The following is a 23,246-nucleotide window of genomic DNA, read 5'->3' as shown; positions in this document are numbered from 1 at the left end:
ATTGGACATTACCGAATCGCACAACGGTTTGGACCAATTTCCATTTCACGCTGCGCTTCTTCGTCTGGGCTCAGCTTCCCCATATTGGTTTGACGAATGTCTTGATAAGCGTTTGGCTGTGCGGGTAGATTCTTCGTGACCATTTCTCTAAATACGGCTTCATCTTCTATGTTCAGTCCATGATTTTCTTCAAATAGAACGCCTAGCTCCTTCCAAACACTTCCGTCTTCATTGATTTCATCCATAATCATGAAATGCGCTGGCAACACAATCAATTCTTTCGAAAGTGCTCCATATCGCTCATAAAGTGTTTCCCTCAAATCACTTACCCAGTCCTCCGCCATTCCAGCAAGGTCAGGTCTTCCAATCGAATCCACGAACAAAATATCACCTGAAAGAAGATATTGATCATCCACGATAAAAGATGTTGAACCGATTGTATGCCCCGGTGAGTAAAGAGGATGAATATCAATGGGAGCCGCTCCAATCGTTATGCGCTGTCCTTCTTCAAGACGGTTATATTCAAAGATCACTTCTTCAGCATCTTTTGGCGGCAGCCAGTAGCTAGCACCAGTCTGTTCAGCCAGCTTCTTCCCGCCAGAAATATGATCTGCATGAAGATGAGTGTCCAACACTTCGGTGATAGAGACATCATGCTTTTTAGCAAAACGGATATAAACATCTGTCATTCTAGCTGCATCTACAATTGCGGCTTCTCCGTTCGACATGATCATATAAGACAGGCATCCCTTGCCCATCCGTACAAATTGATAGAGCTCTCCACCGCCGCTTAAATCACCAATCTTCACTGGCTCCAGATGCTCACTCCACGCCTTCATGCCGCCTTCTAAATAATGGACCGTTCTGCCCGCCTCTGACAGCATCTCCGCGACCATGATAGAGGAGCCTTCCTTGGCACAAACCACCAACACTTCACGATCATGAGGAATGTCATGCAAAATGCCCTCTACTCCTTCAAGGAGATCAAAATAAGGCACATTCATATGAACGATTGCTTCCCCTTCGATCTTCCAATCCTGCACATCCGCTTGATTTCGCACATCTAGTAAAAAGAGCGGCTCCTTGTTCACGATCTTTTTTGTTAACTGTTCTGCAGTCATCGCTTTTACCGTCATGTTTCATTCAGCTCCTATTTTTCAATCGCTCCTGTCCAGCTATTCATGCCTGGTACGATATTCATCAATTGATGAAATCCTTTTTCTTTTAACTTTTGCGCAGCTAATTCACTTCTTCTGCCTGAATGACAGATCAGGTAAATGTCCGTCTCCCGGCTCAATTCCTCCGCACGTTGTTCAACCTCACCAAGAGGAATATGAACAGCTCCTGGAATATGCCCCGCCTCGTATTCATCCAGCTCTCGTACATCTAAAATAAACAAAGATGGATCTTCTTTTACTTTCTGTTGAAAAGTCTCCAAAGACATTTCCGAAATCATGGACTTCCCTTCTTTCTCTTGTTCTCCGCCCTTACGAATCAAATGATGAAGCACCTGGCCTTCTACTTTTGTTCCTAAAAATTCGTGGCCTGCGCTTTTTGACCATGCCGCTAGATCCGCTGCTGATCCTTTATCAGTGGCTTGCACTTCCAGTACGTCTCCTGGCAAGAGCTCATTCATTTGTTTTTTTGTTTTTACAATCGGCATCGGGCATGCCAGTCCTTTTGCATCTAAAATGACAGTTGGTTGCTGCATGTCTTCTCCTCCTTCAAATAGGGATGGGGGTATATTTTATTGCGCATTTAATGCCAAGCATTCATGCCACCCTTGATGTTTGTAATCTGAGTAAATCCCTGCTTCTTCAATATTTTAGCCGCCTGCATACTTCTCATTCCGCTTTGACATATCACATAGACCTCTTCATTTTTCTCAAGCTGAGAAGCTCGTTTCTTCAAATGAGACAACGGGATGTTTTGAAAGCCTTTGATATGATTTGTTTGAAATTCACTAGGAGATCGCACATCAATGAGCTGTTGACCTTTGCTTTTCAGCTTCTTTTTCATATGAGCTGCATCTATTTGCTTCACACCTCGTACCGGCAGAAAGCGGCTCACGAGTAATCCAATTACGATGATAAGTAAAATCGTCTGCACCATCCTGCTTCACCTCACTAGATAAATAAATTCACACGTCCGATTTCAGCCTCTGCTAAATATGCCGCTACACCAGCATATTGAATGTCATCTAATAATTCTTTCTCCTGTAATCCTAAAAGATCCATCGTCATTGTACATGCAACGAGGTTAATATCCTGCTCCTTCGCCATCTCAATGAGCTGCGGCAAGGTCATGGCATTGTGCTTTTTAATCACATGCTTGATCATTTTCGGCCCCATTCCCGCAAAATTCATCTTGGAAATCCCCATGCGATCAGCCCCGCGCGGCATCATCTTTCCGAACATTTTTTCTAAAAATCCTTTTTTCATCGGTACCATCTCATCCTTACGCAAGGCATTCAGTCCCCAAAACGTATGGAAAATGGTCACCTCATGATCATAAGCTGCTGCACCATTGGCAATAATGTAAGCTGCCATCGCTTTATCATAATCTCCACTGAATAACACAATCGTCGTGCGTTTTTTCTGTTCTTCCATTTTGCTCCTCCTTCAACAATTACCTATGGGGGTATACAGAAATATATACATATACCGGTAAGGGTATATTACATCAAGTAAAAAAATCCGTCAACCTCCAAAGGCTGAGGAATTTCTTACCGGCTTTTCACCAATAGCTCAACTGCCTCTTTCACAAGACCTTCCGTATCCTTGCCTTGTTCAAGACTTTCACGAACACATTGCTCAAGGTTTGTACTCACAATCACACCCATTGCCCGATCAATGGCATTACGTGATGCAGACAGCTGCGTGACCACCTCGCGGCAATCCTTGCCTTGCTCCATCATCGCAAGAACCCCTTTAATCTGCCCTTCAATCCGGCGAAGACGATTCTTCATCTGCTGATTATATTCCAATTTAAGCACTCCTTTCTATGACAGATAGTATACCCTAAGAGGTATTTAGTCAAACGACTTGCCCTTTTCTTTTATAGAAAACGAATGTGAAAAGAATTGCACATTCCACCATTTATTGATAAAAAGTAAATAATCAACGAATAAGAAATCATTGAAGAAAAGAGGACGACCCATGACTTTACATCATTATATTGGATCAGGCAAAGAACTGCCGCTTGGTACCATTGGTCAAAATCCTACCTATAAACCACTCTCTGAACTCAATATCGAATTGTTTGATAAAATACAAAAAAAGCACAAAACCTATCAAAAAGAAGATCCTTTGATAGAAGTATTTGAAACAGAAGAGGATTTCGAAGGCATCACATTGATTATCTAGATCCTTTCTATGAAGCGGTAAGAAACAAATTCACGCATCCTTTTGTTTATGAATTAGAAATCATTCATTCTCTTCGTGCACTTTTTCAATTCATTGAAAAAGAGCTGTCAACAGGAGAAACCATCGAAATCTATTCTTGTCTAAATGAACTCGAAACGAAAGAAAAGGATGATCAATTAGATGTAGAAATTGACCTAAGCAAAAAACGGTTTGGAAAACACATCAATTTTAAAGGGATCGATGAACTGATTGATATGTTTGAATTAGAAAACTTACAATATGTGTTGGTGAAGAAGTAGAGGATAGTCGACATGGAACTTCAAAATGATGTGTTATTAAAGTTTTTAGAAGCGTTATGAAGTTTATGGCTGAAGGACATTGGTTAAGCAAAGATCAAAAAAAGTGAAATACATTTAACGCGGAGGTAGTTGAAGGAACCCAAACATCCCCTCAATTACCTCTTTGCAGATCATCGTAAACTTTTTCAAAAATCTCTATTGGTATTGAATACTTCGTTGTCTTATCATTACGGTAATTAACCACTATATCGATATGATGTTGCTTTTTTTCAAATTCAATTATTGAATTCTCCCATCTATCTCTAACGGAAATAACACAATTACCGTTTTTCTTCTCCTTTTTCTGATAAGCGAATAGATGCATGTCTCAATCAGCGATACACAAAGAAGCTAAATGTCATGATTAAGTTTAAAAAGCACGAAATAATTTCTACCATAAATACTTAATTTATTTAAAATATAGAAAATTAATGAAGTATCCCTCAAATCAATTATACACTCCAAACAATAGCTAGCCTTCGATTAAACGTTTTAACTTTAGCTCCGTTTCAGTATCCTCAACTGGAGTATAGACACTGCATCTTAAATCAGTATCCCCATACACTTGTAATGAAGTGAGATTAAACAACATTTTCCCTACCTTAGCATGACGAAATTCAATTAATACTTCAGGCGCATAGCTGATCTCATTTTCATTCCATATTTTACGAAACTCAGGATATGCCTGCTCCATTTCTTCTATAAATTGCTCATACCAGTCATCAGCAACATACTGTCCATAATACGTTCTAAATATCGCGATATATCCTCTAACAAAATGCTCCCAATTCACGGCTAAACTTTTAAATTCCTTTCTTGCGAATAGTAAGCGTATGATATTCCTTTCTGCCGGGACGATCTGTTCAAAGTCCAAAAAGACATTAGCTGCTGCTTGATTCCACCCAACAATCTGACTTCTTCTATCAGAAATAATCGTTGGGCAATAACGAAGTTCCTGCAACATTTTCACTAAAGCCGGACTGATTTCCTTCTCATCCTCAATGATAAAGGATTGTTTCACTCCTTCCTCTAACGCTAAAGCGTACAAATATCTTCTTTCATCGTTATTTAATTGTAATGCTCGAGAAATAGCATCTAATACCGAAGTAGATACTTTTATATCTCTGCCTTGTTCTAACCATGTATACCAAGTAAGACTCACACCGGCTAGTTGAGCTACTTCTTCTCTTCTAAGTCCTGGTGTTCTTCTTCGGGTTCCTACAGGTAAACCAACCATATGGGGCGTAATTTTCGAACGTTGATTTTTTAGAAATTCTGATAATGCTTGAAGTCTTGTTTCAGGTTTCATTCAGATCTCCCTTTAAAATATTATTAATTATACTAGGATAAACAACAACTTGTAATAGGATAACATAATGGCTAAAGTTAATAATAACAAGGAGGGAATGATCATGAAAAGAGTTGTCATTACTGGAATGGGAATTATTTCTCCACTAGGAAATGATATAGATAGCTTTTGGAATCAACTAGTGAAAGGACAATCGGGAATATCTCTCATTGATTCTTTTGATACGACTGATTATAAAACAAAAATAGCTGGAATCGTTCGTGATTTCGATTCAGATGAAATATTGGGGAGAAAAGAAGCAAAACGATTAGATCGTTTTAGTCAGTTTGCCTTAGCAGCAGCCGAACAAGCATTAGAACATTCACAATTACAGTTAGATCAAGTAGATCTTGAACGTTTAGGCGTATATGTTGGTTCAGGAATCGGGGGCATCCAATCGCTTGTTGATAACGTGAATGTATTAGATAAACGAGGCCCCTCGAGAGTAAGCCCCAGCCTTGTACCCATGATGATTTCAAATGCAGCTGCTGCCCAAATCAGCATAAAATTAGGGGCACAAGGGCCATCAATGTCACCAGTCACTGCTTGTTCTATTGGGAACACCTCTATCGGTGAAGCTTTCAATGCGATCCGAAATGATGATGCAGATATTATATTTGCCGGTGGAGCAGAAGCTGCCGTCTCACAGATATCTTTAGCTAGTTTTGGAAACGCACATGCACTATCTACTAGAAACCAAGATCCAAGTCGAGCCAGCCGTCCATTCGATACAGATAGAGATGGATTTGTTATGAGTGAAGGTGCAGGTATCTTAGTATTAGAATCATTAGAAAACGCTATTCTTAGAGATGCGCCGATACTATGTGAAGTTGTGGGGTACGGAGCTAGTTCAGATGCTCACCATATGGTAGCATCACACCCAGAAGGTAAGGGTGCCTACTTAGCCATGAAAAAAGCATTGAGAAGTGCAAATATATCAACAGATGAAATCGATGTTATTAGCGCTCATGCAACAAGTACTCAAGTAGGGGATCGTTCAGAAGTTCTAGCTATTAAGACATTATTTGGTGAACGTTCCCGTGAAATTCCAACAACGGCGAACAAGTCAATGACTGGGCATATGTTTGGTGCTGCCGGTGGAGTAGAAGCCATTGCTTTAGTGGAAAGTTTGAGACGAGGAATGATTCCACCCACTATTAATGTAGAGAAGCAAGATCCAGATTGCAACTTAGACGTTGTATTAGAAGCGAGACAGCTTCCTTTGAAATACGGGCTATCCAATTCTTTTGGTTTTGGAGGACATAATTCAGCCATCTTGTTAAAACATTACGATTGAAGTAGTGAAAAAGGTGAAATAATGAAATGACAAGGGTTTATAGCTCTTGTTTTTCATGATAGGAATACCTCACAGACAATTGATCACGGACCTCAGCTATCTGATATATTAATTATATTCCTGTTTAGACGGTTTTGAGGATGAAGATAAGGATGAGAGTTTGGATTTAGTTATTAATTTCAATACTCAACAATTTGGGAAACATTTAAAGTTCAAATCTTCTATTGGAACACAAACAATACATCTTAATTAAGAAATAAAGATGAGAACGCCCATAACATTTTAAAAGTAAGGAAACTATCTTATTAACCTCCTTACTTTTATATCAATACACTATTATTGAATACTAAATAGCCTTAATCCCATTTTTCCATATGTATTTTTAATTCTGGTATACTTAATATCCTTTGTATCTCTGTATCATTTTCCGTATCTATATAACTTTCTTCTTCATGAGAAGATGTAACCAGCCATTCTTCTCCATTTTTGAAGAAGGACAAGTCTTCTGGTAAATTTGGTTGCTCCCAATCATATAAAGAATTTGCGAATTCTTTTAGAATACTCTTAGCATTTTTATCTGTATAATAGTAATAAACTTTTGCTGTATTGTTAAATAGCATTGTGCTAGCCCATTCTGATTGTTCTTTCATCTCTTTCAATGAACTTTCAAGTTTTTTTAGGAAGGGATCAAAAGATTTTAAAGATCCCATATCTTTTCTTAAAACTAAATGAAACTCATCACAAATTTCGAAAGCCAAATCAATTAATTTGGAGTACTGCTCACCTTTTGGATTTTGATCAATAACTAACATATTTACACCTTCTCATATACCCATTTTTTAGATTTTTTGAATGTCTGTGCTTTTATGCTTCTTAAACTCAGATTATGCAACATAAGTAACTCCTGTAATAGTCACCGCTAGACCTATTGAAATTAAATGTGCTAAAAGTGCCTCTCCACCAAACGAAGAGATTACTAGAATGAATAGTATATATTTATTTCCAACACCACTTTTAACACATATTTTCATAAAAACACAAAGCTATTATAACAGCTTGTTATTAATGATTAAATACACAAAGATAAATATAGTAATAAATTCCATTTAAAAGGCATTAATATAGGTTTTCATAATTAATGAAGTGAATAAAAGAATTGAAAACAGATCTATCGAAAGTTAAAATTTCCACAGCAGTCCCTATAAATCTTTGACCTAATTATAGTTTTTTGATTTTTGCTCAGTTTCAAAATTTTAGAAAATAAAGAACTATCGGTTATTATCCTACGTAACTTTTTTGAAGTAGTACTATCTAAATTCAAATGAAATTCCTTAAGCCCATCACCCTTTACACTCAAAAAGATTTGATAAATAAATATGAAAGGAGGAGATTCCATGTCTACTAACAATAAACCCAACAGATTAATCACTGAAAAATCTCCATACCTTCTCCAACACTCCCATAACCCAGTTAACTGGTATCCATGGGGAAAAGAAGCATTTGATAAAGCAAAAAAAGAAAACAAGCCTTTGCTGGTAAGCATCGGCTATGCCACTTGCCACTGGTGGCATGTCTTTTAAAATAACCATCTGTCTCAATTTTCATTCCAACATTTTTGAAATGGTTAGTTCTCCATGTTTTATCATACAGGACTCCGACTTGCTGAAGTTTTTCTATGATCTGACCTGGCTTTTTATCTTTTCCATTTCTTAATCAACAAAACTCTCGGTTTGTTTCAAAATCCTTTACATTTACATAAATGATCTCAACTTTTGACTGCTTTCTTCATATTCCCCTTAAAATTGAATAATCACTTTCCCTTTTGGTCGTCCATTTGCGACTAGTTTTAGCGCTTCATTTACGTTGTCGATGGTAAATAATGTCCGATGAATTGCTGGAACAATGTTGTTTTCTTCAATGATTTTTGTAATCTCTTTAAGTTGTACGCCGTCAGAACGAACGAAAATAAAATGGTATTCCACGTTTTGTTTCTTGGCTTTGCGGTCATACTTTGCACCAGCAAGAGAAAATATTATTTGTTTCCATCTTGGGAAATTTCGATCTTTCCCGAAACGTTTATTCGGACCTGTCCGAAGGGAGAGCAATTTTCCACCCGGTTTGATTATACTCAATTCACGGTCAAATTCTTTAGGTCCCAATGTATCAATTACGTAATTCACATTCGACAACAAGTCAACATAGTTTTCTATTGTATAATCCAAATATTGGACTGCACCCATTTCCAAAGTGCGTTCGCGCGCTTCTGAGCTGCCACTAACAATGACATTTAGGCCCATTGCCTTTGCGATTGGTACTGCCATTTGACCAAAGCTGCCTGATCCACCTGGAATAAAAACAGATTTACCTGACTGTGCCTCAAGTTCTTCATGTAGACCTTGATACGCTGTGAGTCCAGCCAGTGGTGCAGCAGCGGCTTCCACGTAAGACAAATTTTTTGGCATGGGTGAAATTGCGGCAGCATCAATTGCGGCATATTCCGCAAAAGCACCAATTTTTTCGAGAGGGAGACGTGAATAGATGGCATCTCCTACGTGAAATTCTGTCACATTTTTCCGACTTTTTCGATAACACCTGTCAATTCATTACCAAGCGTTAATGGGAATTCATAATCTTGAATCAGTTTCACGCTACCTGTAATAATTAACATTTCGAGTGGATTGACCGCCGCAGCTTTGACCTTTACCAAGACTTCATTGTCAGCGATCTCTGGAATTGGAATGTCATTAATTTGGACATGGGGTTTTTTTGAATATTTGGTGATCTGAGCTGCTCTCATGAGTGTTTCCATTTTTATTAGCACCCTTCCGTTGAGTTGCTTTAATTAAGTTTCTTTACCTTATTTTTATTATTTTCACTGTCTACTTCATTTTTCTACCCTCAATATAATTCTTTTTATAAAGATCTTATATTATTCCAATCGTTTAGGTGGAGGGAACCTTATTTTAAGATCAACCCACCACCCAAACCTTAAATACTCACAACATTATCTTTTTATTCAATTGGTACTGTTTTTTTAGAACGATCATTCTCAAATAATTAAATTTTTTGAATCGCTACTGCAAAGAACCTATGTTTATCAGCCACCCCCAAAACGTTATTTTCTGTTAATACATTAAACGCCTAGTATTGGATAGATTTGATCTCTTAAATTGAAATTGTAGCTTTCATCTACAATACCTACGACTTTATCGTTGTCATAAAGTTCCATCATAAAACCAGCCATTTGCTTAGCTGTGTGATACATTGGCATAAAGTTTTTGTAATCAAATTCTTCTACATCCTGTGCAGTTTTCTCAAATTCTGTTTCAGTCACTGCTGGTGCTAAAACTTTTGCCTTCATTTTTGCACTTTTAAGCTCTAGTTCTTTTGCAAGCCCTTCTGTAAATGCACTAACAAAATATTTAGATGCAGAATAGGTAATACCACCAATATAAGTCGCATATCCAAGTGCGGAGGATACATTAATTAATTGTGTTCCCTCTACATGAGAATAATCTCGCACAAATAGTGTGGAAAGAATCGCCAACGACTCTATATTAAGACGTAACATGGATTCTACTTTCTCTAAATTCTGGTCCGTCACAGAAGAAGATTCACCAAGACCAGCATTATTAATCCACGTCTCAATTTGATACTCCTTTAAACTGTTATACAGTGTGTATGCCTGATCTGTTATCGATAGGTCACTTGTATGAATAATAACATCTAAATCAGGATTTATATTATGAATTACTGATTTAAGCCCTTCTAATTTCTCTAATCTTCTAGCTACAATAATTAAGTTTTTGCCGCGAGCAGCAAATTCCAATGCAGTTTCATATCCTATACCTGAACTTGCTCCTGTAATAACTGTGTATTTCATATCATTCTCTCCTCGAAACCATATTTTTAATTAACTAATCGATATCACAAAATAGATTTAGTCTAGTGTCGACAAAGTGAAATTAATAATACTTTCTAATTTCTCTTTATCATTTGTCGTTTTTGTTAATACTCGTATTCCTACGAGTGAATTATGAATAAATTGAGAAAGCCCTTTGATGTCATTGTGTTTAGGAATTTCACCTTGATCTTGACCATGTTTTAGCAAATCAAATAATAAGGCTTCTGTATTTATAAAAATCTCTGTCGTTTTTTTCGCTACTTCTTCATCAATTAGGGATAACTCAACAGCTGCATTAACAGCTAAACACCCTTTTGGCTGCTGTTGTGTCGAATCAATCACCATTTCAAATAATTTTCGTATCGACTGCTTCACTGTTAATTCTGTTTTCACTTCATTCTTCATTCGGCCTTCCATTATTTCTACATAATGATTTAAGACTCGCATAAATAAAGTATGTTTGTCGCCAAATGTATCATAAATACTTCTGCGGTGAACGCCCATATGATCCACCAAGTCTTGAATGGATGTTTTTTCATAGCCCTGTTCCCAAAAAAGAATCATTGCTTTTCTTAATGCCTTCTTTTCATCAAATTCTTTATTTCTAGCCATATAATCCCACCTTCGAACATATTCAGGGAAAGGACTGAGAATCATTGATGTACTAGAAGCACAATCTTATACATTCATCCCTCCCTCATTCTGAAATAATTAAAGAATGATCATTCTCTTTTGAGTAGCAAAACAGTTAGATCTAACATGTTTGAAGTATATCAAATTTGAGAACGATCGGTAAAGAAATTAGACCTTAATCATGTGCTTTAATTTTTTTTAGCTGACATTTCACGAATATCGTTTCTTTATTTATAAAAGTAAACTTATGAATTTAGATAGAGTTACAGAAGAAGAAATTCACAAACTTAATGATCCAAATGAAAAATTCCAAGGAATAATGAAAATCATTAGTCAAAATTTAAAATATGCTGAACATGATTTAATAAGTCAATTTCATATCACAAGAAATTTCCACCAGTGTGAAAATTGGATACAAGCCAACCACTTGAAATTCATATTATTGTACGAGTTTTGCAAAAACTTTAATAAAATATCTAATGACTTAAAAATAAAAATGCCTGAAATAACAGAAGATATAATATTTCATTTTCACTTTTATCAGATTCTAAATAAGTGCGGTGTTAGTGCAATTGATGACAATCTCTATAATTTTTCTAACTTTGCTATCAGAGTACATGGTAACCGTAGGAAAAAATGTTTTGAGTTGCTTAAATGGATTGAAAACATCGATAATAATTTCCATAGCGTTTTTGCTTTTAGACTGCTTTTTTTCAGTAAATTTTATTGGAATTTTACTTATAGAAGAACTTTCACGCTATTAGACATAATATGCAAAGATTTAAGTAAAGAATACCCTCAGGAAAGTTATCGTTGGAATTACTTTATAAAATTAGGAAGATCGCACATAATTGATTAAATAATAATTTTTCTATACGAAAGAAGGTGATCCCATGCCAAACAAAAAAATACCCAACCGATTAATCGCTGAAAAATCCCCCTACCTACTCCAACACGCATATAATCCAGTCAACTGGTACACATGGTCAGATGAAGCATTTAAAAAAGCGAAACTTGAAAACAAACCTGTTTTCGTATCGATTGGGTATGGATAGCCAAAGGAACTTGCCACTGGTGCCACGTCATGGCACACGAAAGCTTCGAAGATCAACAAGTTGCTGACATCTTAAATGAGCATTTCATTTCCATTAAAGTCGATCGTGAGGAGCGTCCAGACATCGACTCTATGTATATGTCTGTTTGTCAGATGATGACGGGACAAGGCGGCTGGCCGCTCAACGTGTTTGTCACGCCTGATCAAAAGCCTTTTTATGCGGGGACGTATTTTCCAAAAAGGAGTGCTTACGGACGTCCTGGCTTTATCGAGGCACTGACACAACTGCTGGATGCGTATCACAACGACCGGGATCATATTGAATCATTGGCTGAGAAAGCGACAAATAACTTGCGGATTAAAGCAGCAGGGCAGACGGAAAATACGCTCACCCAAGAGGCGATCCATAAAGCCTATTATCAGCTCATGAGCAGCTTTGATACGCTGCACGGCGGATTCGGTTCCGCGCCAAAATTTCCTGCACCTCATATGCTTTCATTCTTGATGCGCTATTATGAATGGACTGGGCAGGAGAATGCTTTATATGCAGTCACGAAAACGTTAGATGGAATGGCAAATGGCGGTATATACGACCATGTGGGTTCAGGTTTTTCTCGTTATTCAACAGACGAAAAATGGCTTGTACCGCATTTTGAAAAGATGCTGTATGATAACGCCTTGCTGATGGAGGCTTACACAGAAGCGTATCAGCTCACTCAACAACCTGCATATGAAAAGCTTGTCCACCGCCTGATTCACTTTATCAAGCGAGATATGATGAATCCGGATGGCTCCTTTTATTCGGCGATAGATGCAGATTCTGAGGGGAAAGAAGGGCAATATTACGTCTGGTCAAAAGATGAGATCATGACTCATTTAGGCGAGGATCTCGGCGCATTATTCTGCGCTGTCTATCACATCACAGATGAGGGGAACTTTGAAGGGGCGAACATCCCTCATACCATTTCCACCTCTTTTGATGACATCAAAGCCTCTTTTTCAATTGATGACCATACGCTTCAGTCTAAGCTGCAAGAAGCTCGGCACATTTTACAATCTGTCAGACAGCAGCGACCTGCACCGCTTATCGATGACAAGGTGCTCACATCCTGGAATGCGCTCATGATCTCATCTCTCGCCAAAGCTGGAAGAGTATTTGATGCAGAGGAAGCGATCGGTATGGCGAAACAGGCGATGTCTTTTCTAGAAACACACCTCGTCCAACATGAGCGGCTCATGGTCCGATATAGAGAAGGTGACGTAAAGCATCTTGGCTTTATCGAGGATTATGCGCATATGCTAAAAGCGTATATGTCATTATACGAAGCGACCTTTGAATTAGCATGGCTGGAAAAGGCGACAGCCATTGCCGAGAACATGTTTGAGCTGTTTTGGGACAAGGAAAAAGGGGGCTTTTTCTTCTCAGGTTCAGATGCGGAAGCGCTCATCGTTCGAGAAAAAGAAGTGTACGACGGCGCCATGCCTTCTGGCAACAGCACCGCACTCAAGCACCTTCTCATGCTAAGCAGATTGACCGGACGTCAGGATTGGCTGGACACATTAGAGTTAATGTTCAAAGCCTTTTATGTCGATATCTCTTCCTATCCAAGCGGGCACACAGCGTTTCTGCAAGGACTCCTTGCTCAATATGCAACGAAAAGAGAAATCATCATTCTCGGAAAAAACGGCGATCCTCAAAAAGAACAGCTTTTACAGGCGCTTCAAAAACGCTTCATGCCATTTGATATCATATTGACTGCCGAAACAGGGGAAGAATTAGCGAAGCTCGCGCCCTTTACAAAAGATTACAAAACAATGGATGGCAAAACCACCGTGTATATTTGTGAAAACTACAGCTGCCGCCAGCCAATCACCAATCTCGACGAAGCGATGGAACAATTATTCCACGATTGAGTTTGTCATGAGATGACTATGAGAAGACAAAATGAGGACAAACAGATAAAAAACATGTCAATCCGCTAACAAATTGTCTGTACGGTTTTATTTTTCCTAAAAAACGGTTAGAATGCGCACTAGATGTTCTCATACCGAAGGGAGAGAAAATGATGAAAAAGGTATCATACACACTCATCGCATGTTTGTTATCTGTTGGGCTTGCAGCCTGCTCGTCAAACGATGCCAAACAAGATAAGCAAAACGATTCAGCCAAAAACAAGGAAACAACACAGGCTGACCAAAAAGAACAGCAAAAGCAAATGGAAGAGATGCAAAAGAAATTAGACGCACAAAAAATCGATGATCAAAAGGTCGTTGCGACCGTCAACCAAGACAAAATCACAGGTAATGAATATAATAGCGCTCTATCAACCATTCAAGGACAGCTTCAGCAATCTGGGCAAGACCCAACATCTAAAGAAGGCGCAAAAGCAGTCAAGAAACAAACCATTGATGCGCTCGTAGGTCAAGAACTCATCCTGCAAGATGCTGAGAAGAAGGGCATTAAAGCCTCTGACAAACAGGTAGATAAACAGCTAAAAGAAGAAAAGAAACAATTCAAAGACAACGCTCAGTTTGAAGAAGCCCTTAAGAAAAGCGGACTCACCATGGATCAGCTGAAAAGTGACATTGCTGACAGCATCAAATACAGCCAGTATGTCGACAAAGAAATCAAATCAGCGTCCGTCTCTGAAAAGGATGTTAAAGCGTACTATGATCAATACGCAGATGAAATGAAAAAACAAAAGCAAAAAGCACCAGAGTACAAAGAAGTTAAATCACAAATTAAAAAGCAGCTAGAATCCCAAGAAAAGCAGAAAGAAGTTCAAAAAGAAATTGAAAAGCTTAAGAAATCTGCGAAAATTAATGTGTCTCTGTAACAGCTAAGGAAAATCCGCCATTGTGCGGATTTTTTTCGTTACTTGATGAACTGTTTTTCCAAAATAATGACAAAAGCCTCATCATAAACGTCTCTTCCATCCGATATGATGGGAGTACAAAAGAAAGCGTTATCAATTCTTTTGTCTCTTAAAAAGTACAAGATCAAACGCCGATCTCGTACTTTTGATTCAGTCAGTCGGACAACGACAAGAGGAGGATCTTTATGTTCAAATGGTTTAAACCCGCTCCGCATATCGACAGGCTCGATGATGCCAAAACAGATGAGACGTATAAGCGGCTGCGGCTTCAAGTCTTTTTAGGGATCTTTATCGGGTATGCGGGCTACTATTTGCTGCGGAAAAATTTCGCTTTTGCTATTCCTTATCTACAAGAAGAAGGGTTCACGAAAAGTGAATTAGGCTTTGTACTCGCAGCTGTGTCTATCGCCTATGGCTTTAGTAAATTCATCATGGGGATGATCTCAGACCGCTGTAACCCAAGATATTTTTTAGCCACCGGACTCTTTCTATCAGCCCTTATCAATATCCTATTTGTCTCATTTCCATGGGTGACGTCAAGTGTATGGATCATGTTCTTATTCATGTTTTTAAACGGCTGGTTCCAAGGCATGGGGTGGCCGCCATGCGGACGGACGATGGCGCATTGGTTTTCGGTTAGTGAACGTGGAACGAAAATGTCCATTTGGAACGTCGCTCACAATATCGGCGGGGGAATTCTGGCACCGCTCATCACCTTAGGGATCGTGCTGTTTGCGACGTGGAAAAGTATCTTTTTCTTCCCTGCCATCATTGCCATTATCGTCTCCTTCGTGATCATTCTTCTCGTCCGGGATACCCCGCAATCCGCTGGTCTTCCGCCAATTGAGGAATATCGCAATGACTATCCGGCACAGCAGTACGAAGATCAAGAAAAAGAATTAACAGTGAAAGAGATTTTATTTAAGTATGTACTCAACAATAAATTCCTTTGGTATATCGCCATCGCCAACGTCTTTGTGTACTTCGTTCGTTACGGTGTCGTGGACTGGGCGCCGACCTACTTAACAGAAGCAAAGGGCTTTTCACCAGAGCATTCACGCTGGTCATATTTTCTTTATGAATATGCAGGCATTCCCGGCACATTATTGTGCGGGTGGATTAGTGACCGATTCTTTAGAAGCCGCCGCGCACCAGCAGGCGTCCTCTTTATGGCTGGTGTGTTAATTGCGGTGCTTGTTTACTGGTTAAACCCTGCTGGCAATCCAATGGTCGATAACATCGCCCTCATCAGCATCGGCTTTTTAATTTACGGACCTGTCATGCTCATTGGACTTCAAGCCATTGACCTTGCTCCTAAAAAAGCGGCTGGCACTGCGGCCGGACTCACAGGATTTTTCGGTTATATTGGCGGCTCTGCCTTCGCCAATGCGATGATGGGCGTCGTCGTAGACCATTACGACTGGACAGGAGGCTTTATTTTATTGGTTAGTTCTTGTGTGCTCGCGATTGTCTTCCTAGCGATGACTTGGAATACAGGGAAGCGCGTAGAGCAAGCTTAATGAAAATCACATAAAAGATTCATATCCGCCCAACATGCCCTTTACATCTATTTCTTATGATGAAGGCAGTTACCGTAAAAGGAGGATAAAATATGAAGAAAAGTAGATTACTTGCTTTCGTGTTGCTCTCTTTTGCTTTACTGTCTATTGCATGGGTGCCGGCCACCGTATCGGCACATGAAAACCTTTTATCTCCAGATCGTATTCTAACCGTTGCACATCGCGGAGCATCAGGGTATGCACCAGAGCATACCCTGGCTTCTTACAAACTCGCCACAAAAATGAATGCCGATTACCTCGAACTCGATCTTCAAATGACAAAGGATGGTCATCTCATCGTGATGCATGATGAAACCGTTGACCGAACCACAAACGGAACAGGCTGGGTCAAAGACCTCACACTTGCTGAAATCAAACAGCTTGACGCTGGTACATGGTTTAATGAAGCCAATCCCGACAGACAAAATGTCAACTATATCGGACAGCGAGTCCTCACATTAGATGAAGTACTGCGCTATTTTGGCAAACGAAAAAATTATTATATTGAAACAAAAAAACCAGACATCTATCCGCAAATGGAAGAAAAGCTATTGGCGACCCTAAAAAAACATCATCTTCTCGGGAAACACACAAGAAAAGGGCAGGTCATCATTCAATCCTTTAGCCAAGACAGCCTGCTAAAGCTACAGAAATTAGCTCCGCGCCTTCCAAAAGTACAGCTTTTAGACAGAACCCAAATGACGTCCATCACAGATGATCAGCTCGATTTCATTAAATCTTATGCAGTGGGTGTCGGACCGAATTTCAGAGCATTGACACTTGAAAACGTACAACAGGTCAGAAGCCACGGACTCCTCCTCCACCCCTATACGGTCAACAGCGAAGCCGACATGACCCGTTTAATGCAATACGGCGTCACCGGTCTGTTCACCAACTTTCCAGATGTCTTTAACCGTGTAAAAGCTTCACTATAGTCTCATCTTATTTGTTAACAAAGCAGTCTATTAGTAACAAAACTAATAGACTGCTTTGTTATTTTTTATGCATATCACCTTTGTCTTCATACATGCCTCTTTCTTCTTATTGCATGATCAAGCAACCTATGATAAATTGAATTTATACGATAATTGAAATAACGATCCGTTTATCGTATTAAAATGAAAGCGTTTTAAGGAGGAGTTCATATGAACAAGGCGTTAGAAGGTATTACTGTTTTAGACCTTGGTCAAATTTATAACGGCCCCTACTGCTCGCTAATGTTAGCATTTCAAGGAGCAAAAGTAATTAAAGTAGAGCCTTTAAAGGGAGAGAACTTAAGGGTTAGGCGAAAAGGGGACTGCCATGAATTACTTATGTTGAATTCAAATAAATACGGCGTATCAATCGATTTAAAAACCGATCAAGGTAAAGAAATTTTCCTAGATTTAGTGCAGAAATCTGATGTATTAGTTGAGAACTTTTCACTCGGCGCCATGGATCGATTAGGACTTGGTTATGATGTTTTAAAGGAAGTAAACCCTCGTCTTATCTATGCTTCTGGAAAAGGTTATGGGCTTAGTGGTCCTTATGCAAAAAGACCGGCGATGGATTTAACGGTGCAGGCAATGGCAGGAGTTATGGCGACAACTGGCTTTGCTGATAAACCTCCTGTTAAGGCAGGACCAGCCATTTGCGATTTCTTAGGGGGAATTCATCTATTTGGGGGGATAACGACCGCACTTTATCAAAGAACAATAACCGGAAAAGGTCAGTTAGTGGAAGTCTCCATGCATGATTCAGTCTATCCGACACTCGCTTCTGCTTTAGGTGCATATTACAGCCAAGGGGAGAAATTTTCCGAAAGAACAGGCAATCAGCATAGTGGGATGGCGACAGCTCCCTATAATGTGTATGAAACGAAAGATGGCTATATCGCTATTCTATGTGTCGCTGACAGACAATGGAGATCACTTTTAACCGTTATAGATAGAGAAGATCTTTTAGATGACAAACGATTCGAGACAAATATTGATCGATCTGCACACACACTTATCGTCGATGACATCGTCAGTAGCTGGACAACGAAACGTAATAAAAATGAGATTGCGGAGCTCTTTATTGAAGCGAACATACCTCATTCCCCTGTACAGACAATTGATGAGGTAGCAAACGATCCGCATCTAATAGAGCGCGAAATGATAAGAGAAGTTTCTCATGCTGTTGAAGGAAACATTAAGGTACCAGGTTCCCCGATTAGACTATCCGATTCACCTTTAGAAAAAGTTTTACCAGCGCCTATTATCGGCGAGCACACAGAAGAGGTTTTAAAAGACTTATTAGGCTACTCGGATGAACAATTAGAAATTTTCAACCATGAAGGTATTATTCGTACAAAAAATCACGAGTTACAAAATAAGTAACCAAAGGAGGGCATTATGACTTCAACCATCTTAACAAATATAAAAAACCATGTATTAACCATCACCCTGAATCGGCCTGATAAAAAGAACGCATTTAATGCAGAAATGATTAGCGAATGGGTTTGTGCGCTTGAAGAGGCAAAAGATAATGACGATGTCCATGTCATTGTAGTCACTGGAGCAGGCAATGCTTTTTGTTCAGGTGGGGATGTTGGCGGGATGAAACAAGACCAAACTCCTTTAGATAATAAAAATAAGTTATGGGAAAATATCCATCGTATCCCATTGACCCTTAAACATATTGATAAACCTGTTATCGCAGCGATTAATGGCCCCGCTGTAGGTGCAGGACTGGACATGGCGTTAATGTGTGATATGCGTGTGATGATTCAAGACTCGAAAGTCAGTGAAGGGTATGTCAAGGTTGGCCTTGTTCCTGGAGATGGCGGTGCTTATTTTTTACCGAGAATTGTCGGTAAAGCGAAAGCTTTAGAACTTTTATGGACGGGGAACTTTATTTCATCTGATGAAGCACTAGCAATTGGCCTCGTGAATCATGTTTATTCACAAGACCAATTCGAAGAGAAAACAAAAGAATTAGCAGAGCACATCGCTTCTGGTCCACAAATCGCCATTCGAATGACCAAACGCGCTGTTCAATATGCGGAGTCATTGGAATTAGAGGCAGCTTTAGACCTCATTTCATCTCATTATGCTGTTATCAAAGAAACCTCGGATCACAAGGAGGGCGTACAGGCATTTAAAGAGAAAAGAAAAGCCGTTTTTCAGGGCAATTAGTTTAAAGGAGAGTGTTTATTTATGGACGTTGTTCACTATGAAAAAAAGGGGCAGATTGCTTACCTATACATCAATAAACCAGACAAGATGAATGCCATCGATTCAAAAATGTCTGATCTATTTTTGGAATTTTTAGAAGAGTATAAAAACGATAAAGACGCCAGGGTTTTAATCATAACAGGTGTTGGAGAAAGAGCTTTTTGCAGTGGCAGAGATTTAAGTGAAGCAAAATCAAATCCTGAGGCATTTAAAAAGAAGCCACTTAGAGGCCGGTTATTTAATGCCATCATCGAAACGTATAAGCCTGTCATATCAGCGATTAATGGCGCCGCTGTAGGAGCAGGCTTTGAGATTACATTGGCAAGTGATATTCGACTAGCTGTTTCAAGTGTCAAACTAGGTTTACCTGAAGCAAAAAGAGGAATGGGGGCTACTTTTGGAGCAACGATCTTACCTAAGCTTATTTCACCAAGTACTGCGGCAAAACTCCTTTTTACAGGGGCCCTAATAAAATCAGATGAAGCTTATAATCTACAACTGATAGATGAAGTCTTACCAACTATCGAAGACCTGATGAAAAGAGCTGAGGATTTAGCTGAGGAAATTTGTCTTTGTGCGCCTTTATCTGTGCAGCGTATAAAAGAAACGATATGGAAATCAATGGACGTTCCCCTCTTCCATGCACTACAAATGGATATTGGACCTAATGTATATGAAAGCGAAGATAGATTAGAAGGAACACAAGCCTTTTTAGAAAAACGCCAGCCGATTTGGAAAGGTAAATAGACAACTATTTTGAAAGGAGGTTGATTGGATGTTTAAACATATACTTGTTGATGTTCAAGAACAGGTAGGAACGATAACAATTCATCGTCCAGAAGTAAGAAATGCACTAAATTATGCAACGCTTCAGGAGCTCGAACAAGCCTTAGATATGCTTAATGCACAAGAGAAAATCAGAATCATCGTAATTACCGGCTCAGGAGAGAAAGCATTTGTCTCCGGCGCAGATATCAACGAGTTGAATGATAGAAAAGCGTTAGATTGTTTAAAACCAGGAATGCAAGGGGTTTATAAAAAAATTGAAGCCTCAGATAAAGTGACTTTAGCTGTTATAAATGGTCATGCTTTAGGCGGAGGGTGTGAACTTGCACTAGCGTGTGATCTTAGAATAGCCGTTGACCATGCAAAAATTGGACTGCCTGAATTGAATTTAGCCGTTATTCCGGGAGCTGGGGGAACTCAGCGGCTAAGCAGAATGATCGGGAAAAGTCGAGCTCTTGAAATGATTCTTCTCGGAAAATTAATCACTGGAACAGAAGCAAAAGCCATTGGTTTAGTTGCTCAATCATGTCCTCTCTCTCAATTAAATAAAGCAAAAGAAGACATGATCCAAACTCTCTTATCAAAAGGTCCTCTCGCTCTAAAATTAGCGAAGATGATCGTTCATCGAGGCTATGATTCAGATATAGATACTGCGTTTATGTTAGAAAAACTTGCACAATCAATAGCCTTTTCTACGGAAGATAAAACCGAGGGAATCAAAGCCTTTTTAGAAAAAAGAACACCTGCTTATGATCGAGATGTCAATCCGCAGAATGAGAGTGAGGTTTAATATGAATAAAAGTGTCATTATCGATGCAGTCAGAACACCTATTGGGAAATTAGGCGGTGGTTTAAAGGACGCTTTAGTAGATGAGCTTGCAGCCAAAGTCATGACTGGATTATTTGAAAGAACTTCACTTCCAAAAGAATTAGTAGACGAGGTGATCCTAGGCCAAGCAAAGCAAAGTGCAGATTCATCAAACCTGGCTAGGCTCTCATTACTTCGAGCAAAATTTCCAATTGAGACCTCTGGCTATACCATTCATCGACAATGCGGTTCTGGCTTGCAGGCCATTAACAGTGCTGACTTACAAATACAACATGGTCTGGACGAGGTCATTGTAGCTGGGGGCGCTGAAAGCATGAGTACAGCTCCTTATTACTTGAGACACGCTCGGTTTGGCTATCGTTCAGGAAACGGGGTGCTTTTAGATCCTAACACAGAAAGTCAGCCCTACTCTCAGCCTATTGAAGAATACGGATACTTAACAATGGGGGAAACTGCTGAAAACTTGGCAGAACAATATCAGATTGAGAGATCCGAACAAGATGAATTTTCTTTACGAAGTCAAGAGTTAGCGAATAAAGCCATAAATGATGGACGTTTTGACAGCCAGCTCATCCCATATGAAGTCATCTCAAAAAAGAATACCACTCTATTTCAGAAGGATGAGCACCCTAGAAACACCTCTCTTGAACAACTATCTCATCTAAAACCAGTGTTCAAAAAAGATGGTACTGTTACCGCCGGTAATGCAAGTGGTCGTAATGATGCCGCTTCTGTTTTATTAATAACGAGTGAGTCGATTGCTCAAAAATATGATCTAACACCTAAATCTCGCATTATTGCACAAGCTTCTGTAGGGGTTTCACCTGAATATATGGGGATTGGGCCTGTGTACTCGACTAAGAAAGCATTAGCTCAATGCGGCCTTTCTATCAGTGATATAGGTCTTATTGAACTCAATGAAGCTTTCGCCGCGCAGTCGATAGCTGTCATTAGAGAATTAGCATTAGATATAAACAAAATTAATGTGAACGGTGGAGCAATTGCATTAGGTCACCCAATAGGAGCTACAGGAGCCATTCTTGCGACAAAGCTAATCCATGAAATGGAGCGACAAGGAACGAAGTATGGGATTGTCACACTTTGTACAGCTGGCGGGCAAGGAATCACAACGATATTTGAAAATCTACAAGTATAGGAGTGTATAAAATGACTCAAATCTCTATTATTGGGGCTGGTACGATGGGAAGAGGAATTGCTTATTCAGCTGCGTCCAATGGATTTACCGTCCTATTATACGATATCGAAGCATCTTCTCTATCAAAAGCAAAATCTTCTATTCAACTAGAATTAGAAAAAAGCGCAGAGAGGAATTTTATTAAAACAAAGGATATTCATCCGACCCTACAAAGGATTTCCTATTCAGATAGTCTTGAAGAATCTGTTCGCTCCGCTGACTTAGTGATTGAAGCGGTGGTTGAAAACATGGCTGTCAAATTAGATGTATTCAAAGAACTTGATCAACTGACGAAGCCTGAGACAATTCTCGCTACCAATACGTCTACAATGAGCCCTACTGAAATTGGCGCAATCACCTCTCGACCAGAGAAAGTTGTAGCAATGCATTTTTTTAATCCTGTACACAAAATGAAACTTGTTGAAATTATACGAGGACTAGATACCTCAGACGAAACAGTAAACTTTGTAAAAGAAGTGACGACACAATTAAAGAAAGAATATGTCGAAGTAAATGAATTTCCAGGATTCGTTACAAGCCGAATGAACTGCTTAATTGGGAACGAAGCAATGAATATGTTAATGGAAGGCGTTGCATCTGCCGAGGATATTGATAAAGCCTGTAAATTAGGCCTAAACCACCCGATGGGGCCACTAGCTCTGGCTGACCTAGTGGGCTTAGATTCTAGACTTCGAAATATGGAATATTTGTATCAAACTTTGGGAGAAAAATATAGACCTAGTCCATTACTCACTAAATATGTAAAGGCAGGAAAGTTGGGTGTAAAATCAGGTGAAGGTTTCTTTCACTATCTACAAAAATAAACGTGATCTTTCCATAAAGCGTTTATGCTCTATGGAAAGAT

General features: G+C 39.2%; 22 protein-coding genes and 4 pseudogenes. 15 read left to right on the top strand and 11 right to left on the bottom strand.

Annotated features, from left to right (window positions below; all coding sequences use genetic code 11):
• Positions 1–8: 8 nt before the first annotated feature.
• The 5 genes from MHH68_RS01350 to MHH68_RS01330 all read right to left on the bottom strand — a co-directional run bounded on the left by MHH68_RS01350 (position 9) and on the right by MHH68_RS01330 (position 2,986).
• A complete protein-coding gene (locus MHH68_RS01350) occupies positions 9–1,136 on the bottom strand; it encodes an MBL fold metallo-hydrolase (protein WP_058015184.1) in 1,128 nt (375 codons plus the stop codon).
• Positions 1,137–1,150: 14 nt separating this feature from the next.
• Positions 1,151–1,711, bottom strand: coding sequence for a sulfurtransferase TusA family protein (locus MHH68_RS01345; RefSeq protein ID WP_058015183.1), 561 nt, complete (start codon positions 1,709–1,711; stop codon positions 1,151–1,153).
• Positions 1,712–1,758: 47 nt separating this feature from the next.
• Positions 1,759–2,112 (bottom strand): rhodanese-like domain-containing protein, encoded by a 354-nt coding sequence (locus tag MHH68_RS01340; protein WP_119124344.1) that lies wholly within the window; start codon positions 2,110–2,112, stop codon positions 1,759–1,761.
• A 14-nt stretch (positions 2,113–2,126) separates the two neighbouring features.
• Positions 2,127–2,609, bottom strand: a complete 483-nt coding sequence (locus tag MHH68_RS01335; RefSeq protein ID WP_012008766.1) for a DsrE/DsrF/DrsH-like family protein — start codon at positions 2,607–2,609, stop codon at positions 2,127–2,129.
• A 116-nt stretch (positions 2,610–2,725) separates the two neighbouring features.
• On the bottom strand, positions 2,726–2,986 hold the full coding sequence (locus MHH68_RS01330) for a metal-sensitive transcriptional regulator (protein ID WP_003217059.1): 261 nt from the start codon (positions 2,984–2,986) through the stop codon (positions 2,726–2,728).
• Between the two features lie 172 nt (positions 2,987–3,158).
• Between MHH68_RS01330 and MHH68_RS01325 the strand changes: the two are divergent.
• Positions 3,159–3,664, top strand: a pseudogene (locus MHH68_RS01325) (hypothetical protein).
• 151 nt (positions 3,665–3,815) lie between these two features.
• Here MHH68_RS01325 and MHH68_RS01320 read toward each other — a convergent pair.
• Together MHH68_RS01320 and MHH68_RS01315 are read right to left on the bottom strand one after the other, a co-directional pair.
• Positions 3,816–4,028 (bottom strand): hypothetical protein, encoded by a 213-nt coding sequence (locus MHH68_RS01320; RefSeq protein WP_058015180.1) that lies wholly within the window; start codon positions 4,026–4,028, stop codon positions 3,816–3,818.
• Between the two features lie 147 nt (positions 4,029–4,175).
• The gene (locus MHH68_RS01315; protein ID WP_144463194.1) at positions 4,176–5,012 is read right to left on the bottom strand and encodes a helix-turn-helix transcriptional regulator; all 837 of its coding nucleotides are present in this window, start codon (positions 5,010–5,012) and stop codon (positions 4,176–4,178) included.
• A gap of 103 nt (positions 5,013–5,115) precedes the next feature.
• On the opposite strand from MHH68_RS01315, the gene fabF reads away from it, so the two are divergent.
• Positions 5,116–6,348, top strand: coding sequence for a beta-ketoacyl-ACP synthase II (fabF, locus tag MHH68_RS01310; RefSeq protein ID WP_339164777.1), 1,233 nt, complete (start codon positions 5,116–5,118; stop codon positions 6,346–6,348).
• 356 nt (positions 6,349–6,704) lie between these two features.
• Here fabF and MHH68_RS01305 read toward each other — a convergent pair whose 3' ends face one another.
• Positions 6,705–7,160 (bottom strand): stage III sporulation protein AH, encoded by a 456-nt coding sequence (locus MHH68_RS01305; protein ID WP_339164775.1) that lies wholly within the window; start codon positions 7,158–7,160, stop codon positions 6,705–6,707.
• A gap of 582 nt (positions 7,161–7,742) precedes the next feature.
• Here MHH68_RS01305 and MHH68_RS01300 point away from each other — a divergent pair.
• A pseudogene (locus tag MHH68_RS01300) lies at positions 7,743–7,916 on the top strand (DUF255 domain-containing protein); the annotation flags it as partial.
• 228 nt (positions 7,917–8,144) lie between these two features.
• Here the strand turns inward: MHH68_RS01300 and MHH68_RS01295 are convergent.
• The 3 genes and pseudogenes from MHH68_RS01295 to MHH68_RS01285 all read right to left on the bottom strand — a co-directional run bounded on the left by MHH68_RS01295 (position 8,145) and on the right by MHH68_RS01285 (position 10,864).
• A pseudogene (locus MHH68_RS01295) lies at positions 8,145–9,157 on the bottom strand (NADP-dependent oxidoreductase).
• Between the two features lie 324 nt (positions 9,158–9,481).
• A complete protein-coding gene (locus MHH68_RS01290; RefSeq protein WP_061406587.1) occupies positions 9,482–10,231 on the bottom strand; it encodes an SDR family NAD(P)-dependent oxidoreductase in 750 nt (249 codons plus the stop codon).
• A gap of 57 nt (positions 10,232–10,288) precedes the next feature.
• Positions 10,289–10,864: a TetR/AcrR family transcriptional regulator gene (locus MHH68_RS01285; protein WP_058015174.1), complete on the bottom strand. Its 576-nt coding sequence runs from the start codon at positions 10,862–10,864 to the stop codon at positions 10,289–10,291.
• A 268-nt stretch (positions 10,865–11,132) separates the two neighbouring features.
• On the opposite strand from MHH68_RS01285, the gene MHH68_RS01280 reads away from it, so the two are divergent.
• The 12 genes and pseudogenes from MHH68_RS01280 (at position 11,133) to MHH68_RS01225 (ending at position 23,205) form a co-directional block, all read left to right on the top strand.
• Positions 11,133–11,744 (top strand): hypothetical protein, encoded by a 612-nt coding sequence (locus tag MHH68_RS01280; RefSeq protein ID WP_339164773.1) that lies wholly within the window; start codon positions 11,133–11,135, stop codon positions 11,742–11,744.
• A gap of 34 nt (positions 11,745–11,778) precedes the next feature.
• Positions 11,779–11,934, top strand: a pseudogene (locus tag MHH68_RS01275) (DUF255 domain-containing protein); the annotation flags it as partial.
• A gap of 35 nt (positions 11,935–11,969) precedes the next feature.
• On the top strand, positions 11,970–13,853 hold the full coding sequence (locus tag MHH68_RS01270) for a thioredoxin domain-containing protein (RefSeq protein ID WP_339164771.1): 1,884 nt from the start codon (positions 11,970–11,972) through the stop codon (positions 13,851–13,853).
• Positions 13,854–14,005: 152 nt separating this feature from the next.
• On the top strand, positions 14,006–14,776 hold the full coding sequence (locus MHH68_RS01265; RefSeq protein WP_061406581.1) for a SurA N-terminal domain-containing protein: 771 nt from the start codon (positions 14,006–14,008) through the stop codon (positions 14,774–14,776).
• A gap of 224 nt (positions 14,777–15,000) precedes the next feature.
• Positions 15,001–16,335 carry a glycerol-3-phosphate transporter gene (gene glpT / locus MHH68_RS01260; protein ID WP_061406579.1) on the top strand — a complete coding sequence of 445 codons (1,335 nt, stop codon included), beginning with the start codon at positions 15,001–15,003 and terminating at the stop codon, positions 16,333–16,335.
• A 92-nt stretch (positions 16,336–16,427) separates the two neighbouring features.
• A complete protein-coding gene (locus MHH68_RS01255; RefSeq protein ID WP_323641545.1) occupies positions 16,428–17,309 on the top strand; it encodes a glycerophosphodiester phosphodiesterase in 882 nt (293 codons plus the stop codon).
• A 210-nt stretch (positions 17,310–17,519) separates the two neighbouring features.
• On the top strand, positions 17,520–18,734 hold the full coding sequence (locus MHH68_RS01250) for a CoA transferase (RefSeq protein WP_169057496.1): 1,215 nt from the start codon (positions 17,520–17,522) through the stop codon (positions 18,732–18,734).
• A gap of 15 nt (positions 18,735–18,749) precedes the next feature.
• Positions 18,750–19,532, top strand: a complete 783-nt coding sequence (locus MHH68_RS01245) for an enoyl-CoA hydratase-related protein (RefSeq protein ID WP_169057497.1) — start codon at positions 18,750–18,752, stop codon at positions 19,530–19,532.
• A 21-nt stretch (positions 19,533–19,553) separates the two neighbouring features.
• Positions 19,554–20,318 carry an enoyl-CoA hydratase-related protein gene (locus tag MHH68_RS01240; RefSeq protein WP_169057498.1) on the top strand — a complete coding sequence of 255 codons (765 nt, stop codon included), beginning with the start codon at positions 19,554–19,556 and terminating at the stop codon, positions 20,316–20,318.
• Positions 20,319–20,346: 28 nt separating this feature from the next.
• Positions 20,347–21,147 carry an enoyl-CoA hydratase/isomerase family protein gene (locus tag MHH68_RS01235; RefSeq protein ID WP_169057499.1) on the top strand — a complete coding sequence of 267 codons (801 nt, stop codon included), beginning with the start codon at positions 20,347–20,349 and terminating at the stop codon, positions 21,145–21,147.
• Between the two features lies 1 nt (position 21,148).
• Positions 21,149–22,342, top strand: a complete 1,194-nt coding sequence (locus tag MHH68_RS01230) for a thiolase family protein (protein ID WP_169057500.1) — start codon at positions 21,149–21,151, stop codon at positions 22,340–22,342.
• An 11-nt stretch (positions 22,343–22,353) separates the two neighbouring features.
• On the top strand, positions 22,354–23,205 hold the full coding sequence (locus tag MHH68_RS01225; RefSeq protein ID WP_169057501.1) for a 3-hydroxyacyl-CoA dehydrogenase NAD-binding domain-containing protein: 852 nt from the start codon (positions 22,354–22,356) through the stop codon (positions 23,203–23,205).
• Positions 23,206–23,246 lie beyond the last annotated feature (41 nt).

This window comes from Bacillus sp. FSL K6-2841 (assembly GCF_037976435.1).
Taxonomy (GTDB): domain Bacteria; phylum Bacillota; class Bacilli; order Bacillales; family Bacillaceae; genus Bacillus; species Bacillus pumilus.
Note: the sequence above shows the minus strand (reverse complement) of the source record. Positions and strands in the feature narration are given on the sequence as shown.

What these genes read in the sequence shown, in the direction of transcription:
- MHH68_RS01250 (WP_169057496.1), top strand. Translation starts at nt 17,520, where the DNA reads ATGAACAAGGCGTTAGAAGGTATTACTGTTTTAGACCTTGGTCAAATT.
- MHH68_RS01335 (WP_012008766.1), bottom strand. Translation starts at nt 2,609, where the DNA reads ATGGAAGAACAGAAAAAACGCACGACGATTGTGTTATTCAGTGGAGAT.
- MHH68_RS01350 (WP_058015184.1), bottom strand. Translation starts at nt 1,136, where the DNA reads ATGACGGTAAAAGCGATGACTGCAGAACAGTTAACAAAAAAGATCGTG.
- fabF (WP_339164777.1), top strand. Translation starts at nt 5,116, where the DNA reads ATGAAAAGAGTTGTCATTACTGGAATGGGAATTATTTCTCCACTAGGA.
- MHH68_RS01265 (WP_061406581.1), top strand. Translation starts at nt 14,006, where the DNA reads ATGAAAAAGGTATCATACACACTCATCGCATGTTTGTTATCTGTTGGG.
- MHH68_RS01245 (WP_169057497.1), top strand. Translation starts at nt 18,750, where the DNA reads ATGACTTCAACCATCTTAACAAATATAAAAAACCATGTATTAACCATC.
- MHH68_RS01235 (WP_169057499.1), top strand. Translation starts at nt 20,347, where the DNA reads ATGTTTAAACATATACTTGTTGATGTTCAAGAACAGGTAGGAACGATA.
- MHH68_RS01255 (WP_323641545.1), top strand. Translation starts at nt 16,428, where the DNA reads ATGAAGAAAAGTAGATTACTTGCTTTCGTGTTGCTCTCTTTTGCTTTA.
- MHH68_RS01225 (WP_169057501.1), top strand. Translation starts at nt 22,354, where the DNA reads ATGACTCAAATCTCTATTATTGGGGCTGGTACGATGGGAAGAGGAATT.
- MHH68_RS01280 (WP_339164773.1), top strand. Translation starts at nt 11,133, where the DNA reads ATGAATTTAGATAGAGTTACAGAAGAAGAAATTCACAAACTTAATGAT.
- MHH68_RS01290 (WP_061406587.1), bottom strand. Translation starts at nt 10,231, where the DNA reads ATGAAATACACAGTTATTACAGGAGCAAGTTCAGGTATAGGATATGAA.
- MHH68_RS01230 (WP_169057500.1), top strand. Translation starts at nt 21,149, where the DNA reads ATGAATAAAAGTGTCATTATCGATGCAGTCAGAACACCTATTGGGAAA.
- glpT (WP_061406579.1), top strand. Translation starts at nt 15,001, where the DNA reads ATGTTCAAATGGTTTAAACCCGCTCCGCATATCGACAGGCTCGATGAT.
- MHH68_RS01285 (WP_058015174.1), bottom strand. Translation starts at nt 10,864, where the DNA reads ATGGCTAGAAATAAAGAATTTGATGAAAAGAAGGCATTAAGAAAAGCA.
- MHH68_RS01240 (WP_169057498.1), top strand. Translation starts at nt 19,554, where the DNA reads ATGGACGTTGTTCACTATGAAAAAAAGGGGCAGATTGCTTACCTATAC.
- MHH68_RS01270 (WP_339164771.1), top strand. Translation starts at nt 11,970, where the DNA reads ATGGCACACGAAAGCTTCGAAGATCAACAAGTTGCTGACATCTTAAAT.
- MHH68_RS01340 (WP_119124344.1), bottom strand. Translation starts at nt 2,112, where the DNA reads ATGGTGCAGACGATTTTACTTATCATCGTAATTGGATTACTCGTGAGC.
- MHH68_RS01345 (WP_058015183.1), bottom strand. Translation starts at nt 1,711, where the DNA reads ATGCAGCAACCAACTGTCATTTTAGATGCAAAAGGACTGGCATGCCCG.
- MHH68_RS01320 (WP_058015180.1), bottom strand. Translation starts at nt 4,028, where the DNA reads ATGCATCTATTCGCTTATCAGAAAAAGGAGAAGAAAAACGGTAATTGT.
- MHH68_RS01315 (WP_144463194.1), bottom strand. Translation starts at nt 5,012, where the DNA reads ATGAAACCTGAAACAAGACTTCAAGCATTATCAGAATTTCTAAAAAAT.
- MHH68_RS01305 (WP_339164775.1), bottom strand. Translation starts at nt 7,160, where the DNA reads ATGTTAGTTATTGATCAAAATCCAAAAGGTGAGCAGTACTCCAAATTA.